The organism is Amycolatopsis iheyensis (genome assembly GCF_024703995.1).
In the GTDB taxonomy this organism is placed as follows: domain Bacteria; phylum Actinomycetota; class Actinomycetes; order Mycobacteriales; family Pseudonocardiaceae; genus Amycolatopsis; species Amycolatopsis iheyensis.
This window is the reverse complement of sequence record NZ_JAMXQV010000006.1, coordinates 26,161-41,775: the sequence shown is the minus strand read 5'-3', so window position 1 is coordinate 41,775 and position 15,615 is coordinate 26,161. Positions and strand designations below refer to the sequence as shown.

Genomic DNA, 15,615 nt, shown 5'->3' with positions numbered 1-15,615 from the left:
GTTCTCCTGTCTGCTGTGGACGGACTCAGCTGGTCGCGCAAGGGGTTCCGTTGAGGGTGAACGAGGTCGGCGCCGGGTTGGCCCCGCTGTACGTGCCGTTGAAGCCGATGCCGGTCGACGCGTTCGGCGCGAGCGCGCCGTTCCAGGACAGGTTGGTGGCGGTGACACCGCCGCCGTTCTGGGTGAAGGTGGCGCCCCAGCCCGGCAGGGTGACCCGCTGCCCCGACGGGTAGGCGAAGGCCAGGGTCCAGCCGGTGAACGCGGTGGCGCCGGTGTTGGTGATGGTCACGTTTGCGGTGAAACCGCCGCCCCCACCCCAATCGGAGGCGGAGTACCCGACCTTGCACGTCCCCGCGCCGCCGCCCGCACTCGTCGTCGCGGTGGCGATCCCGGAGTCCGCCGAGACGTTCCCCGCGGCGTCGCGGGCGCGCACCCGGTAGCGGTAGGTGGTCGACGCGGTCAGGCCCGTGTCGGTGAAGCCGGTCGTCGCGCTGGAGCCCACCAGGCCGAACGAGCCGCCGGTGGCGCGGAAGACGTCGTAACCCGTGACGCCGACGTTGTCGGTCGCGGCGGTCCAGGACAGGGTGACGCCGGTGGCCGTCACCGCCGAGACCGCCGGGGTGCCCGGGGTGGAGGGCGCCTGGGTGTCCGCGGTGCCGCCGCCGAAAACGGTGGCTTCCTTCGAGGTCTGCCGGATCCCGTTGGCGCCGTTGAGGAACCGCTCACCCCACGGGGTGAGGCTCGCCGGATCGAAGCCGTTGACCATGTCGAGGTAACCGACGTCGGCGCTGTTGCCACTCCACGACCAGCCGAGGTAGCCGAGCCCGCGGGCCTGCGCCTGGGCCATGATCGTGTCTTCGTCCGGGTCGCCGTCGGTGTGCATGCTCCCGAACTCGCCGATCACGAGCGGCAGGCCCGCGGTGCGGAACGCGTCGAAGTAGCCGGTGATCTCGGCGGCGGTGTCGTAGACGCCGTACATGTGGATGGAGAACACCGTGTTGTGCTGGGGATCCGCGGCGAGCACCGAGGCGGCGTCGTCCCGCATGATGTTCTGCCAGTCCTGGCCCCACATCGGCGCGTCGGCCATCAGCAGGTGCTGCAGCCCGGCGCCGCGCAGGCGCGTGATGGCGGCGGACGTCGCGGTCGCCCAGGTCGCGCTCACCTGCTGGTTGTTGCCGAAGGGCTCGTTGCCCAGGTTGATCACGACGTAGTTCTCTTGGCCCTTGAGCGCCCCGGCCACGCTGATCCAGTAGCTCGCGGCTTCGTCGAGGCTCGCGGCCGCGCCCTCCTCGCCGTACCCGGTGGTGTCGTGCACCTCCAGCACGCAGATCAGCCGGGACTGCTTGCACAGCGAGACGACGTTGCCCACCTCGGCCGCCGACGTCGGCCCCCACCGCTTCCCGCTGCCGAGCACCACCCGCACCGTGTTGGCGCCGAAGGACTTGATGTCGGCGAACGAGCCGGTCTGGCCGGGGTACCAGACGTAGGCGTGGCTCACCCCGCGCATCACGAACGCCGCGCCGTTCGCCTCGGTCACGTTCGTGCCGCTGACGTGCAGCCCGGTCGCGGCCTGGGCGCCCGGCAGGGCGGCGACGAGGGCGGGGTACCAGCGGGCCTCGATCTTCTGGATCCCGGTGGTGCTGTTGGGGTGTACGCCGTCGGTCGTGTCGACGGCGGTGTCGAACCCGGTCCACTGGTCGACGACGGTGATCGGGGACGCCGCGGTGCTGTGCGCCTGCGCCCAGCCCGGGATGGCGTTGTCCAGCTCGACCACCCGCTGCGCGCAGGCGGCGCAGTTGGCCGGGTTCATCGGGATGATCCGCGCGACGATCAGCTTGGTCGCCGGGTTGCTCGCCCGCAGCTGGCCCAGCAGCGTGGTGTAGGCGTCGAGGATGGTCGCCGCGGGGATGCCGTTCCACACGTCGTTGGTGCCCAGGTGCATCAGGACGATGTCCGGCCGGGTGGCCGAGAGCCAGCCGGGGAGCTGGTTGTCCCGCGCGATCCCGGTCGCCAGGAACCCGCCGTGGCCCTCGTTCTCGCCGTCGTAGGTGAACCCGCAGCCCTGGGCCGGCAACGTGCCGACGAAGTCGATGTCGGTGTGCCCGGTGTCCTGCAGGTGTTTCCACAGCAGCGCCCGCCAGCAGCCGGGCGACCCGGTGATGGAGTCGCCCAGCGCCATGATCCGCGTGGGCGCGGCGGCCCCGGCCGCCGGTGGGGCGACGACGGCGCAGGCGGCCAGCAGCAAGCCGGCCACGATCGCCCGGAACAGACGCCAGTTCATCCCGACCTCCTGGAGAAAGCTCGACAGGACAGTTCGACTGGGAGCGCTCCCAGCGCGAGAGTGTAGCCGCTCGGACACTCCGGGAGATAGGGCCGTTCACCGGCGCGCGGGTTCGACCATGTCGTCGAACCCGCGCTTCAGAGAGCGCTTTCCAGCGGCCGGTCAGGCCATGCCGCGGGCGGCCACCACACGGGCGACGAACTGCTCGGCCACCTCGCGCAGCTTCGTGTTCTCACGCTGGGACTGCTCGACCAGCACCGCGAACGCGTCGTCGGCGTCGATCCGGCGGATCGCCATCAGCATGCCCTTCGCCTGGTCGATGACCGCACGGGAGGTCAGCGCCGTGCGCAGGTGGTCCGCCGTCTCGCGGGCCTGGACGTACCGGTGGTAGACGCGGAACACCGCCTCCACCGCCGCCGTGTACAGCTCCAGCAGCTGGGCTTCGATCTCGGCGAAGCCGTCGTCTTGACGGCCGAAGCAGTTGACCGCACCGCAGTATTCGTCGTCGGCCACCAAAGGCGCCGCGAGGAAGCTGCCGAAGCCGGCGTCCCGCGCGCCGCGGGCGAAGTCCGGCCAGCGCTCGGCCGCGTCGGTCACCGACGTGCGGACGATCTTGCCGGTGCGGATCGCCTCGAGGCAGGGGCCGTCGCCGAGGCGGTACTGGTCGCGGTCGAGGTCGTGGACGACGTCGCTCGTCGCGGACGCCGTGTGCGGCTCGTCCCCGGTCGCCAGCGTGATCGACGCTTCGCCCACGCCGGGCACGGCCTGGCGCACCTGCAGGCACACGTGCCGCAGCAGGACCCGGAAGTCGTCTTCCTGCCGCAGGACGGCCGTCAGGCCTTCGAGCGCGCCGGTGACGTCGTCCAGCAGCGGTGACCCGGTCGTGGTGGGCTCCGGCAGTTCCATGTCCTCTCCTCCCGCGCGGGCGCCGAAGACACCGGGTACCCACTTCCCGCCCGGCCATGTCCGCGGGGTTTGCGCGGGGCCGCGCGATGGTATTCGGCGACCATGTCGGAGAGGGCCTCGGCGGGCGGACTGCCCCTGGACGGTGAGCTGGCCGCGGTCGCCGCGCGGATGTCGGGACTGCTGCTGTCCCGCGAGACCGTCGACTCGGTGCTGGAGCTGATCGTCTCGCTCGCCGGACGCGCGATCGACGCCGCCGCCGGCGCCGGGGTCACCCTCCTCGACGACGTCGGCGTGCCCGCCACGACCAGCGCGTCGAGTCCGCTGGTGCGGGCAGCCGACGCCCTGCAGTACCGGCTGCGCGAAGGCCCCTGCCTGGCCGCGCTGGCCGACTGCGCGCCGATGCGGATCGACGACGTCACCTCCGAAGGCCGCTGGCCGCGCTGGTGCGCCGCGGCCGCCGGCGCGGGACTGCGGTCGGTGCTCACCGCCCCGCTCGTCTCCGGCGAAGGCTGCCACGGCGCCATCAAGATCTACGCGACCAGACCCGGCGCGTTCGGCCCGGCCGACGAGCGGACGCTCGCGTCGTTCGCCGACCGGGCCGCGGTCCTCGTGGCCAACGCCCGCGCCTACGAGCGGGCGAGCCGGTTCAGCGAACGGTTCAAGGACACCCTCCACGACCGCGACACCGTCACCCTGGCGAAGGGGTTCCTCATGGGCCGGGACGGCCTCGACGAAGACGCCGCGTTCGACCGGCTGCTGGCCTTGGCCCGCACCCGCGGCCGCACCCCCGCCGAGGCCGCGGCGGACCTGGTCGGACCGGCGCCGCGGAAGGGGTGAGCGGCGTGCGCTTCCTGCCCGAAGAGGAACAGCAGCGCCAGTTCGCCGCCTGCTACGCGCGGAGCCGCCTGACGCCCGAACAGCTGTGGATGCGCTACTTCGCCCTCGGCGGCAGCTTGAGCCTGCTGGAGCTCGACGCCTACCTCAACGGCTTGACGCCGCTCCCCCGCGTCGACCGCGACATGCTCGCCCACGCCGTCAACGAACGCCTCGACGAGCTGGCCGGGCCGCCTCGCGCGCCGTACAGCCATTCGGTCCGCGACGGGAAACCGTTGCACGGCCCGCTGAAGGCACTCGTCGACCTGCTCGAGGGCGCGCACCGCGCCCCGCCCGAGCGGCTGGCCGCCGTCGTCGCCGACGCCGGCCGCGCGCTGGACCTCCGGATCGCCGTCTACCTGGCCGACTACGACCAGCGCACGCTCGTCCCGCTGCGCCCGGCCACCGCGGAGCTCGACATCGAGACCACCGTCGCCGGCGACGTGTTCCGCCGCGCGGGGACGATCGTGACCCACGACGGGCCGGCGCCCACGCTGTGGACGGTGCTGCTCGACGGCGTCGAGCGGCTCGGCGTGCTGGAGATCGTCCCCATCGACGGCGCCGACCCGGCGGACCCGGTGCTGCGGGAGCAGTGCCATTGGCTGGCGTCCCTGCTCGGTCACCTCGTGACGGTCACGACCCAGTACGGCGACGGCCTCGACGTCCGCCGGCGCCGCCGGCACCGCGGCTCACCCGCCGAGCTGCTGTGGCAGAGCCTGCCGCCGCTGACGGGCGCGACCGACAGCGTGATCGTCGGCGCGAGCGTGCAGCCGGCGTACGACCTGTGCAGGACGGTATTCGACTACGCGCTCTCGGAACAGCGGGCGTGGCTGGCGATGTTCGACGCCGGCGCGAGCTTCGCGGCGGTCAACGCGCTGGCGGCGTATCGCGCCGCGCGTCGCGACGGGGCTTCGCTGGCGGAGCAGTACGCGGCGGTCGACTTCGGCCCGGCCGTCACCGGGGTGCTCGCGGAGCTGGACCTGCGCACCGGCGAGCTGTGCTGGCTGACCGCCGGGCACCCGCCGCCGCTGGTCGTCCGGGAGGGCGCCGCATTGCCGCACGCCGGGGAGCGGGCACGGCTGCGGCCCGGGGACGTGCTCGCGCTGTACTCCCCCGGCGTGACGGAGATCGCCGACGGCGGCGGGACGGCGTTCGCGCGGGCCCGGGTGGCCGGCTACCTGGCGCGCGAGACGTTGCCCCCGGAGACGGCCCGGCTGTTGACCCGCGCGGTCGCCGATCACGGCGGCGGCGAGCTGCGGCGGGACATCGGGGTGCTGGTGGCCCGCTGGGTGCCGCACTGAGCCGGACTCGGCGGGTCAGGGCGGCTCAGCGGGGCGCTGATCGCCCGCTGAGCGGAACTCGGCGGGCCACGCCAGCAGCTCGCGACGGCGCCGGGCCCGGAGCGCTGATCGCCCACCGAACGGAACTCAACGAGCCCCCCCACCCACCTCCGCCGCCAGCAGCTCGCGGAGAGCGTCGGAGAGGGAAGCGAACATCGGGACCACCGCGGCCAGGCCCGTGATCCGGAACAGCCGGGCCAGCGTCCGGCTGGTGGCGACGACGCCGAAGCGCTGTCCCGCGGAACCGGCCCGTTCCGCGGCCGCGGCCAGCGCGCGGGCGCCGCCCAAGCCCACGAACGCGACCTGGGTCAGGTCCACCACGGTCGTCCCGGGTGGGGCGGCCGCCAGCTCGGCCTCCAGGATCGGCAGGGTCAGCGCGTCGATCTCGCCGGCGAAGGTGAGCACGACGAGGCCGGGACGGTACTCCGTCCGCCGCGCGGCGAGCGGAGCGGACCGCGAGGGGACCAGAGAGGCGGGGGACACGGGTTCGGCAGGCCTTCCGCGCCGGTCCGGGGCCGGCGTCGTGACGGGTGATCAAGGTCGGGGTCTTGATACCCAAACCGCCGGTAAGGAAACGCCCGGTTCGGCGGTAGACAAGCCGGTTTCCGACGCGTCGCTCGACCCGATCGTGCGGTTTGGCGACGTCACGCCGCCGGGCAACCAGTCTGCACCAACTCTGGAGGCGCCATGACCGACCGGCGGAACCGGTGATGTTCAGCGAAGTCGTCGTCGTCGGGCAAATCGCCCGCGACCTGGTCATCGAGGTCCCCGACGCACCCGATGCCGACTCCTCGGCGCCGGTCCGCCGTCGGCAGGAGCTGCTCGGCGGGAAGGGCGCCAACCAGGCCGTCGCGCTCGGGCAGCTCGGGATGTCCGTTTCGCTCGTCGGCGTCGTCGGGGAAGACCGCACGGGGGAGGTACTGCGGGCGCAGGCCCGCGCCGACCGGATCGGGACTTCGCACGTCGTGCGCCGCGCCGGGGCCGAGACCGCGCTGCTCGTCGACGTCGTGGACGAACACGGGCGCCGCCGGTACCTCGAGCACGTTCCCGAGGAGACGCTCGTCACCGAGACCGACGTGGTCGCCGCGTCCGCCCCGATCTCCGCCGCCGGCTCGCTCATCGTCCAGCTGCAGCAGCCCGCCCCGGCCGCGCTGCTGGCCGCCCGCCTCGCGCACACCGCCGGCACCCGCGTCGTGCTCGACGGCGCGCCCCAGGGCCTCGCGGACGACCTGCTCGCCCTCGCCGACGTCCTCCGCGCCGACGGGCACGAAGCCGAGCTGCTCACCGGGCACCCCGTCGACGACGTCCCGTCCGCGGCCCGCGCCGCCGCCGACCTGCGGGAACGCGGGCCGGCCCTGGTCGTGCTCGAAGTCGCCGGGCAGGGCAACCTCTTCGCCGGGCCGGGCGAGTCGTGGTTCGTCCCGCACGTCGAGACGGAGGTCGTCGACCCGACCGGCGCGGGCGACGCACTGGTCGCGGCGCTGACCGCGGCCCTCACCCGCCGCCGCCCCCTGGAGACGGCGGCGTGCCTGGCGGTCGCGGCCGCCGCGGCGACCACCGAGCACGCCGGCGGCCGCCCGCACCTGTCCCGCCCGGACCTCGACCGCCTGCAACCCCGGCGGCTGGAGACGGTGCACGCCTGAGACGCGGCGGCCCGGAGCCGGCCCGCCGCGCGCAACCGCCCACCCCGCGCCACTCCAGCCCGGCAACCCTCAGCCCAGCCGGACCGGCCTCCCAGTCCAGCGCCAGCCCGCCGCGGCCACACCGACCGAAACCACCCCACGCCACTGAAGCCCGGCAACACTCAGCCCGCCGACCGAAACCGCGCCGAGCCGCTACAACCCCGGCAGCCGCTGCGCCACCCCGAGCAACGCCGCGAACGGATCACCGCGCTCGGCCAGCCGGGCCGGGACGTCCCGGATCGTCCAGCGGTCGGGCGTCAGCTCGTCGTCGTCCAAGTCCGTCCAGTCCAGCGGCACCGACACCGGCGCGCCGGGCCGCGGCCGGACGCTGTAGGGCGCGACCAGCGTCTTGTTGAGCACGTTCTGCGTGTAGTCGAGCCGGGCCCGGCCCCGGCGCTTGTCCTTCGACCAGGCCCAGCTGACCAGGTCCGGCAGGACCCGCCCGATCGTCTTGGACACCGTCTCCGCCCACGCGCGCGTCTGCTCGTACGTGCAGTGCGGCGCGATCGGCACCCACACCTGGATCCCGCGCTGCCCGGTCACCTTCGGCCGCCCGGTGAGCCCGAGGTGCTCGAGCGCGGTCCGGTGCAGCCGCGCCAGCTCCAGCACCTCGGCGAACGAGGTCTCCGGGCCCGGGTCGATGTCGAACAGCACCCACGTCGGGTGGTCGACGTCGGCGGCGCACGACGTCCACGCGTGCAGCTCCAGCGCGCCGTAGTTCGCCAGCCACGCCAGGGTGGCGACGCTGTCGGCGACGACGTAGTGCCGGCTCTCCCCCGCCTCGGCGCGTTCGTTGCGCCAAGTGGTCAGCCAGTCCGGGACGTGCCGCGGGACCTCCTTCTGCCAGAAGCCCGCCTCGGTGACCCCCTGCGGGAACCGGTGGGTGTTGAGCGGGCGGCCGGCCAGGTACGGCAGCATCGCCGGGCCGACCGTGACGTAGTAGCGGACGAGGTCCCGCTTGGTCACCGGCTCGGCTCCGGGGAAGAGCACCTTGTCCAGGTTGGTCAGGGACAGCTCGCGCCCCGCGACGGACCACTCTCCCTTGGCGCCGAGGTCGTCGAGCGCGGCCAGCTCGTCGGCGGTGGCGGCGGCGAACCCGACCGCCTCCTCCGCCTGCCCGGCCGGGCGGTCGCCGTGCCACCGCGCGTCGGGCGCGGCCGCGACCTCGTCGTTGGTGCGGCCGCTCTTCACCGAGCGCGGGTGGTCTTCGGCGGTCCAGCCGGCCTCGGCGTGCTCGTCCTCCTTGTGCAGGAGGAACCACTGGTCCTTCTCCCCGCGGTTCGTGCGGACGAGGACGAACCGGCCGGCGAGCTTCTCGCCGTCGAGGTCGAAGTGGAGCGTCCCGGCTTCGATGGCGGCCGCCGGATCGGCGTCGACCGGCCGCCACACCCCGCGGTCCCAGACGATGACGTCCCCGCCGCCGTACTCGCCGCGCGGGATCACGCCCTCGAAGTCGGCATACTCGATCGGGTGATCCTCGACGTGCACGGCCAGCCGCCGGGCCTTCGGGTCGAGCGTCGGGCCCTTCGGCACCGCCCAGCTGACCAGGACGCCGTCCAGCTCCAGCCGGAAGTCGTAGTGCAGCCGCCGGGCGCGGTGCCGTTGCACGACGAACCGGTGCCCATCGCGACCGGCGGCCCCACCGGCCGGCTCCGCGGTCCTGCCGAAGTCCCGCATCTCCTGGTAACGCCGCAGTTTGCGGTCCGGCGCGTCTGCCATGCCGACGGGGTACCCCGCGCGGTCAGCTCCCCAACGCGCCGTGGACGAGGTCGCGGGCCGGTCCGTGATCGCCGCGGGCGGTTCCCCGCCCGGACGGTGGTTACGCGTCCCGGTTCGCGACGACGAGCCACACCGCGCCCGCGACGGCGAGCGCCAAGCCGGCCGCCGTCCACCAGGACCCCCACCCGAAGAACGCGACGACCAAGCCGACGGCGAGCAGCACGCCACCGCCGATCGACGCGGTGTCCTCGTCGCGCGGAAAACCACCGGCGAAGGCCATCAGCCCGGCCGCCCGTCGACGGCGGCCACGATCAGCGCCGCGCACCGGGCGACCGGCAGGCCGCGCTCCTGCGCCATCGCGACGAGGGCGGCGTTCGCGGCCGAGCCCGTCAGGCCTTGGGCCGCAAGGACTTTCCGCGCCAGACCGACGACGTCGGCGGCGGGTGGCGTGGTGGTTCGGACGGGCATCGGGGTGACCTCCGGCTCGGTCGGCGGCGCAACGACGCGACCGGATACCCCGGCACCCGGCGTTTCACACCGCCGGATTCCGGGTTCACCCTCCGCCGTGCCACACCGCGGTGTCCGGCGGCACCCGGCCACCGGTCACCGGCCCGCTCGCCAGCAGCACCCGCGCGCCGTCCGGCAACGCGCACGGTTCGGCCGACAGGTTCACCACGCAGCCGAAGCCGGGCTCGCGGGCGAAGGACAGCACGCCGGGCGGCGCGGGCCGCCACGCCATCGTCCCGTCGCCCAGCGCGGGGTGCGCCCGGCGGGTGGCCAGCGCCGTCCGGTACAGGTGGAGCATCGAACCCGGGTCGTCCGCCTGCGCGCTCGCGGTCAGCGTCCGCCAGTGCTCGGGCTGCGGCAGCCAGGTCGCCGCCCCGTCGGCCGTGAAGCCGAACGGCGGGGCCTCCCCCGACCACGGCAAGGGCACCCGGCAGCCGTCGCGGCCGCGCCGGGTGCGGCCGGAGCGTTCCCACGTCGGGTCGGCGAGCACCGCCTCGGGCAGGTCTTCGACTTCCTCCAGGCCCAGCTCCTCGCCCTGGTAGAGGTAGGCGCCGCCGGGGAGGGCGAGCATCAGCAGCAACGCGGCGCGGGCCCGCCGCCGGCCCAGCTCGACGTCGCCGGGCGCGAGCCGCGTCACGTGCCGGACGACGTCGTGGTTGGACAGCACCCACGTCGCCGGCGCGCCGACCGCGCCGAGGGCTCCGACGGTCCGGTCGATCACCTCGCGCAGCTCGCCGGGATCCCAGGCGCAGCGCAGGAAGTCGAAGTTGAACGCGGTGTGCAGCTCGTCCGGGCGGACGTAGCGCGCGAGCCGGTCGGGCCGGTCGACCCACGCTTCGGCGACGAACACGCGGCCGGGCCCGAACTCACCGGCGATCGCCCGCCACGAGCGGTAGATCTCGTGCACGCCGTCGCGGTCCCAGTGCGGGTGGTGGCTGCGGTCGGGCGGCCGCGCGATCTCTTCGTCGTCGACGCCGAGGTCGGGGAAGCGCGGGTCCTTGAGCAGGCCGTGGGCGACGTCGATGCGGACGCCGTCCACCCCGCGGGAGAACCAGAACCGCAGCAGGTCTTCGAACTCGGCGCGGACTTCGGCGTTGTCCCAGTCGAGGTCCGGCTGCTCCGGGGCGAACAGGTGCAGGTACCACTCGCCACCGGGCACGCGGGTCCACGCCGGGCCGCCGAAGACGCTGCGCCAGTCGGTGGGTGGCAGCTCGCCGGCCGCGCCGCGCCCGGGCCGGAAGTGGTACCGGGCGCGTTCGGGTCCGCCGGCCAGCGCGGCGCGGAACCAGGGATGGCGGTCGGAGGTGTGGTTCGGCACGACGTCGATCAGCACCCGCAGGCCCACCCGGTGCGCCTCGGCGACGAGCTCCAGCACGTCCGGCTCGGCGCCGAAGAGCGGATCGACAGCCCGGTGGTCCTCGACGTCGTAGCCGCCGTCGACCATCGGCGAGCGGTACCACGGCGTCGTCCACACCGCGTCGACGCCGAGGTCGGCCAGGTAGCCCAGCCGCGAGCGCAGGCCGGCGAGATCTCCGGTGCCGTCGCCGTCCGCGTCGGCGAAGCTGCGGACGTACACCTCGTAGACGACGGCGTCGCGCCACCAGTTCGCGGAGTCCATGACACCCGAGTATCTACGCTGGGGGCGTGACCGACGCGTGGGAATGGGATCCGTCCCTCTATTCGGGCAGCGCGGCGTACTACGCGCGAGGCCGGGCCGCCTATCCCCCGGAGCTGGCGGCGGCGTTCGCCACCGAGCTCGGGCTCGACGGGTCCGGGCGGCTGCTCGACGTCGGCTGCGGCCCCGGGTCGCTGACCCTCCTGCTGGCGGGTTCGTTCGAGGAGGCAGTCGGTCTCGACGCCGACGCCGACATGCTCGCCGAGGCGAGCCGGCTCGCTTCGGGGGTCCGGAACTGCCGCTGGGTGCAGCGGCGGGCCGAGGAGCTGCCCGCCGGGCTCGGCCGGTTCCGGCTGGTGACGTTCGCCCAGTCGTTCCACTGGTTCGACCGGCCCCGGGTGGCCGCGGCGGTGCGCGGCATGCTCACCGAAGACGGCGTGTGCGCGCACGTCCACGCGACGACGCACCAGGGCGTCGACGAGTCCGCGCCGCACACGGCGATCACCGAGCTCGTCCGGAGCTACCTCGGCCCGGTGCGGCGTGCGGGCCGGGGCGCGCTGCCCGGCGGCACGGCCGGCGGCGAGGCGGAGATCTACCGCGCCGCCGGGTTCCGCGGACCGCATCGGTTCGAGGTCGGCGGCCGGGTGATCACGCGAACGGCCGACGAGGTGGTGGCGAGCGTGTTTTCGCTGTCGAGCGCCACGCCCCACCTGTTCGGCGACCGGCGCGCGGCCTTCGAGGCCGACCTCCGGGCGCTGCTGCGGCGGGTGAGTCCGGAAGGGACGTTCACAGAGCGGCTGCGCGAGATCGCCGTCGACCTCTGGCGGCCGCTCACCAAGGGTTGTTGAACTCGTCCTCCTCGGCTTCCGCCGACGGCGCACGGCGCGCGCGACGCGGCGGCTCCTCCCGCGACACCGGCCGCGGCGTCGACGTCGGCGCGAACGACGGGGCCGCGCCCGGCTCGTCGCCGTAGCCGGGGTCGTCGAAGGCCGAAGCCGGCTCCTGGCCCGAGCGGTCGGTGCTCCAGCCCGACTTGGTCTTGCGCTGCGCGACCTCACGCAGGTGCGTCACGTACCGCTCGGCGGCCTGCACCTGCTTGGTCATGTACTCGTGCGAGCGGGCCTTGATCTCCTCGCCCTGCTGCTCGCGCAGCGCCCGGCGGTCGGCCTGCTCGCGGACCAGGCCGTCCAGCTCCGCCTTCATCCCGGCGATGTCGGTCACGAGTCCTCCTTACCAGGCCCGGCGGGCGGTCGGCGGGTCTTCGTCGTCGTTGAGGGAGCCGATGATCCGGCGGCCCGGCTCGCCGAGGTTGTCGAACAAGGCGCCTTCGACGTGGTAGGCGGGCGACTTGCGTTCGGAGTCTCCCCCACCACCGTGCGCGCCACCGCCCATCGCGCCCATGCCACCCATGGGCATCCCGCCGCCCATCGACGACTGGCCGGGGGCCCCTGCGGCACCCGCGGGCGCGAACGCGGCGGCCGGCTGGGCCGGGGCGGTGGCCCCGACGCCGGAGTGGACGCCCCCGGTCACCGGCGTCTCACCGAGACCGCCGCCCGCCGGGTCGAACCCGGACACCGCCGGGCCACCCCCGCCGTGCAGCGGCGAGGCGCCGCCGCCACCGATGCCGCCGCCGTGGCCGCCACCGCCGTGCCCGCCCTTGTCACCGTCGTCCGAGCCGAGGTCGTCGAGGGTGCCGTGGTGGCTGGGCAGGTCGTCGTCGAGCTTCTTGTCCGGGGTGTCGCCGAGGACGTCCGAGAGCTTGTCGTCTTCGCCGAGGGTGTAGGTCGTCGGCTTGCCGGTGCCGTCGTCGACGGTCACCACGGTCGGGCCGTCCGCGCCGTCCGGCCGCTCCGCGGTGATCTTGACGCCACCGTCCTCGATGTGGATCTTGCCGTCCGGGCCGGGGCGGTACGTGTCGTCGTCCGTCCCTTGTGGACCGTCGCCGGCCTTGTCCTTGTCGTCGTCGGACCAGTCGAGCTTGAAGTCCTTGGGGTCGCCGTGCCCGTCGCCGACCTTGATGTCCATCTGCCCGTCGGAGTCGGGCTCGGTCATCTCGAAGGTCTTGTCGCCCTGCTTGACCTTCAGGTGGTCCGGGGTGGCGTCGCCGTCGGGCTTGCCGTCCCCGTCCTTGTCGGTGTCCTTGTCGTCGCCCAGCAAGCTGTCCGGCTTGCCGTCGCCGTCCTTGTCGGCGCCGAGTGGGTTGTCCGGCTTGCCGTCACCGTCCTTGTCGGCGCCCTTGTCGTCGCCCAGCGGGCTGTCCGGCTTGCCGTCGCCGTCGGTGTCGGCGCTCGGGGTGTCGCCGAGGCCGCCCGGGTCGGTCTTGATGCCATCGCCGCTGAACTCCTTCAGCGCGTCGGCCGCCTTCTTCTTCGCTTCCTCCGCGGCCTGCTCGGCCGCGGCCTTGCCGTCGTCGCCGGACCCCGACCCACCCGAACCGGACCCGCCGCCCGAACCCGAACCCGAACCACTGCCGCCGCCGAGGCCACTGCCGCCGGAACCCGCCTGGTCGCCGGACTCCGTCTGGATCCCCGGGCCGCTGAACTCCTTCAGCGCGTCGGCGGCCTTCTTCTTCGCCGCTTCGGCGGCCGCGGCCGCGGCATCCTGGCCACTGGACGACGGCGGCGGCACCGACGACGGCGACGTGTCATCGGAGGAGCCGGACCCGGCCCCGGAGCCCGACCCGGCGCCGGAATCGGAGCCGCCACCACCGAGGCTGCCACCTCCGCTGCCGCCACCCGCGCCGTCGAAGGAACCCAGTGCTTCCGAAGCCTGCTTCTTCGCGGCCTCGGCGGCCGCGGCGGCGGCTGCCTTGCCGTCATCACCGGAGCCGGCACCCGAACCGGAACCGGAACCACCCCCGGCAGAACCCGCGCCACCCCCGGTGGAACCGGCGTCGGACGGCGTGTCCGTGTCCGGGATCGGCGGCACCGCGCCGCCACCCCCGGTGCCCGAGCCACCAGAGCCCGAACCGGAGCCACCGGAACCCGAGCCACCGCCCGGAATCCCGCTCCCGGAACCCGAACCGCCACCGGGCACACCCGAGCCCCCGGTCCCGGAACCCGAGCCACCACCCGGAATGCCGGAACCCGAACCCGAGCCGGAACCCGAACCGCCACCGGCACCGCCGCCCGGGCCGCCACCGGCACCGCCCGCGGCACCCGGGCCACCGCTGCCCGGCGCGCCCGAACCGGACCCACCGGGCAGCGACACACCCTCGAACTCGTTCTTGACCTTGCCCATCACCTTGTCGAGCGAGTCGTAGGCCTTGTCGACGAGGTCCTTGGTGTCCTTGCAGGTCTTCTCGAAGCCCTTGTAGAGCCGGTCCCACATGTCGGGGTTGAACTGGTTCTGGATCCACTGCTTGGCCAGGTCCTGGCCGTGCTTCTTGATCTCGTCGCCGTCGCAGCAGCCCTGGTCGTTGAGCGTCTTGACCAGGTTGGTGCCGAAGTTGAGGTCCATCCAGCCCGCGATCTGGGCCAGGTCCTGCTCGTTGCCGTGCTCGCCGCTGGCGACCGCGACGACCTTCTGCGCCATCGTGTAGTCGGCCTTGCCGACCAGGTCGGTGTACATCCCGATGACCGCGTCGGCCTTGCCCTTGCACAGCTGGAAGACCGTGGTGGCCGTGTTCAGCGTCGCCTCGCCCACGTCGCCGAGCGTCTGCGACAGCTTCACGGCCTTGGGCTGGATCTTGTCGTTGTAGGTGTCGGACGCGGCGTCCGCGCCGGCGCCGCTCCACGTCTTGTACAGGCTGCTCAGCTGCGAGCCGGTGTCCTGCTCGGTCCGGTCCACCGTCTCCGAGCCGGTCTTGAAGTGCGCGGCGTCGGCGACGAAGTCGGCGAAGCTGATCCCGCGCTGCTCGTCGAACGGGACGCGGATGTCCTTGTCGATGTCGATCGCGCGGGTGTTGCCGCGGCAGTCGTCCGGGATCTTCGCCAGCAGCGACCCGAACGTCTCGAACAGCTTCAGCGCGGGCGCGGCGGCGTCGAAGATCTCGTCGGACGTCTGCGTGCCGGTGGCGTCGCCGCCGTTCTCCCCGGCGGCCGGCGGCTTCTTGTCGTCGAGCTTCGTCTTGCCGTCGTCGACGGCCTTCTTTTCCTGGTCCTCGTTGTAGCTGTTCTGGTCACCGCTCGACTTGGCCTTGTCGTAGGCGTCGTCGACCGACTGACCGGCGAAGAGCGGGTTCGCGTTGTACGCGTTCGCGTACTTCTCCGCTTCCTTCCGCTTCTCCTTGATGTCGTCCGGCTCCTGGTCGGCCAGGAACGGCGGCGGGGGCGGGTTCTCCCGCAGCCAGCTGCTGATCAGCGTGCTCTTCTGCGCCGCCGGCACGCTGGGGTCGTCGAGGATCGCCTTGACTTCGCTCCACTTCTTCGCCATCAGAGCGATCCTCCGGCGTTGGTGATCGCGCCCGACTGGTTGTCCTCGTTGGCGCTGTAGGCCGACCCGGCCGTGCCGAGGTTGGTGCCGAACGAGCCGAGCGTGGTGCTGTACCCGGACACCGCGGCCCACAGCGCCTTCGCGCCGGTGGTGTACTTCTCCGCGTGCGCGGTGTGTGCCCGGCCGAACTTCTCCGCGGTCACCTGCGAGGTCTCCAGGTCCGGGTTGTCGTCCAGCAAGTGCTCCGCCAGGTCACCGATGGTCTTGGACGCCGTCGACAACGCCTCGGTCGTCGCGGTGTACCCCCCGCCGCTCATG

At 73.5% G+C, this 15,615-nt stretch carries 14 protein-coding genes; 4 read left to right on the top strand and 10 right to left on the bottom strand.

Going from position 1 to position 15,615, the window contains the following annotated elements; all coding sequences use genetic code 11:
* Window positions 1-25: 25 nt before the first annotated feature.
* Window positions 26-2,281 carry a cellulase family glycosylhydrolase gene (locus M8542_RS12550; protein ID WP_257920282.1) on the bottom strand — a complete coding sequence of 752 codons (2,256 nt, stop codon included), beginning with the start codon at window positions 2,279-2,281 and terminating at the stop codon, window positions 26-28.
* A gap of 162 nt (window positions 2,282-2,443) precedes the next feature.
* A complete protein-coding gene (locus M8542_RS12545; protein WP_257920281.1) occupies window positions 2,444-3,187 on the bottom strand; it encodes a GAF and ANTAR domain-containing protein in 744 nt (247 codons plus the stop codon).
* Between the two features lie 102 nt (window positions 3,188-3,289).
* On the opposite strand from M8542_RS12545, the gene M8542_RS12540 reads away from it, so the two are divergent.
* Both M8542_RS12540 and M8542_RS12535 read left to right on the top strand, forming a co-directional pair.
* Window positions 3,290-4,024 (top strand): GAF and ANTAR domain-containing protein, encoded by a 735-nt coding sequence (locus tag M8542_RS12540; protein ID WP_257920280.1) that lies wholly within the window; start codon window positions 3,290-3,292, stop codon window positions 4,022-4,024.
* Between the two features lie 5 nt (window positions 4,025-4,029).
* Window positions 4,030-5,361, top strand: a complete 1,332-nt coding sequence (locus M8542_RS12535; protein WP_257920279.1) for a PP2C family protein-serine/threonine phosphatase — start codon at window positions 4,030-4,032, stop codon at window positions 5,359-5,361.
* Window positions 5,362-5,487: 126 nt separating this feature from the next.
* On the opposite strand, the gene M8542_RS12530 is transcribed toward M8542_RS12535, so the two are convergent.
* Window positions 5,488-5,883: an STAS domain-containing protein gene (locus M8542_RS12530; RefSeq protein WP_257920278.1), complete on the bottom strand. Its 396-nt coding sequence runs from the start codon at window positions 5,881-5,883 to the stop codon at window positions 5,488-5,490.
* A gap of 227 nt (window positions 5,884-6,110) precedes the next feature.
* On the opposite strand from M8542_RS12530, the gene M8542_RS12525 reads away from it, so the two are divergent.
* On the top strand, window positions 6,111-7,043 hold the full coding sequence (locus M8542_RS12525) for a PfkB family carbohydrate kinase (RefSeq protein WP_257920277.1): 933 nt from the start codon (window positions 6,111-6,113) through the stop codon (window positions 7,041-7,043).
* A gap of 192 nt (window positions 7,044-7,235) precedes the next feature.
* Here M8542_RS12525 and ligD read toward each other — a convergent pair whose 3' ends face one another.
* From ligD to M8542_RS12505, 4 genes are all read right to left on the bottom strand, one after another.
* Window positions 7,236-8,801 (bottom strand): non-homologous end-joining DNA ligase, encoded by a 1,566-nt coding sequence (gene ligD / locus M8542_RS12520; RefSeq protein WP_257920276.1) that lies wholly within the window; start codon window positions 8,799-8,801, stop codon window positions 7,236-7,238.
* Between the two features lie 100 nt (window positions 8,802-8,901).
* Window positions 8,902-9,081: a hypothetical protein gene (locus tag M8542_RS12515; protein ID WP_257920275.1), complete on the bottom strand. Its 180-nt coding sequence runs from the start codon at window positions 9,079-9,081 to the stop codon at window positions 8,902-8,904.
* Window positions 9,081-9,269: a hypothetical protein gene (locus M8542_RS12510; RefSeq protein ID WP_257920274.1), complete on the bottom strand. Its 189-nt coding sequence runs from the start codon at window positions 9,267-9,269 to the stop codon at window positions 9,081-9,083. Before M8542_RS12510 ends, M8542_RS12515 begins: the two co-directional genes overlap by 1 nt.
* A gap of 85 nt (window positions 9,270-9,354) precedes the next feature.
* Window positions 9,355-10,926: a glycoside hydrolase family 13 protein gene (locus M8542_RS12505; protein ID WP_257920273.1), complete on the bottom strand. Its 1,572-nt coding sequence runs from the start codon at window positions 10,924-10,926 to the stop codon at window positions 9,355-9,357.
* 26 nt (window positions 10,927-10,952) lie between these two features.
* Here M8542_RS12505 and M8542_RS12500 point away from each other — a divergent pair, with 26 nt between their 5' ends.
* Entirely contained in the window at window positions 10,953-11,771 is an 819-nt protein-coding gene (locus M8542_RS12500; RefSeq protein ID WP_257920272.1) for a class I SAM-dependent methyltransferase, read from the top strand.
* On the opposite strand, the gene M8542_RS12495 is transcribed toward M8542_RS12500, so the two are convergent.
* Genes M8542_RS12495 through M8542_RS12485 form a run of 3 tightly spaced genes read right to left on the bottom strand, consistent with a single transcriptional unit; the run spans window position 11,755 to window position 15,614 of the window.
* Window positions 11,755-12,144 (bottom strand): hypothetical protein, encoded by a 390-nt coding sequence (locus M8542_RS12495; RefSeq protein WP_257920271.1) that lies wholly within the window; start codon window positions 12,142-12,144, stop codon window positions 11,755-11,757. The genes M8542_RS12500 and M8542_RS12495 overlap by 17 nt on opposite strands.
* A 9-nt stretch (window positions 12,145-12,153) precedes the next feature.
* On the bottom strand, window positions 12,154-15,297 hold the full coding sequence (locus M8542_RS12490; protein WP_257920270.1) for a WXG100 family type VII secretion target: 3,144 nt from the start codon (window positions 15,295-15,297) through the stop codon (window positions 12,154-12,156).
* Window positions 15,297-15,614, bottom strand: a complete 318-nt coding sequence (locus M8542_RS12485) for a hypothetical protein (protein WP_257920269.1) — start codon at window positions 15,612-15,614, stop codon at window positions 15,297-15,299. Before M8542_RS12485 ends, M8542_RS12490 begins: the two co-directional genes overlap by 1 nt.
* Window position 15,615 lies beyond the last annotated feature (1 nt).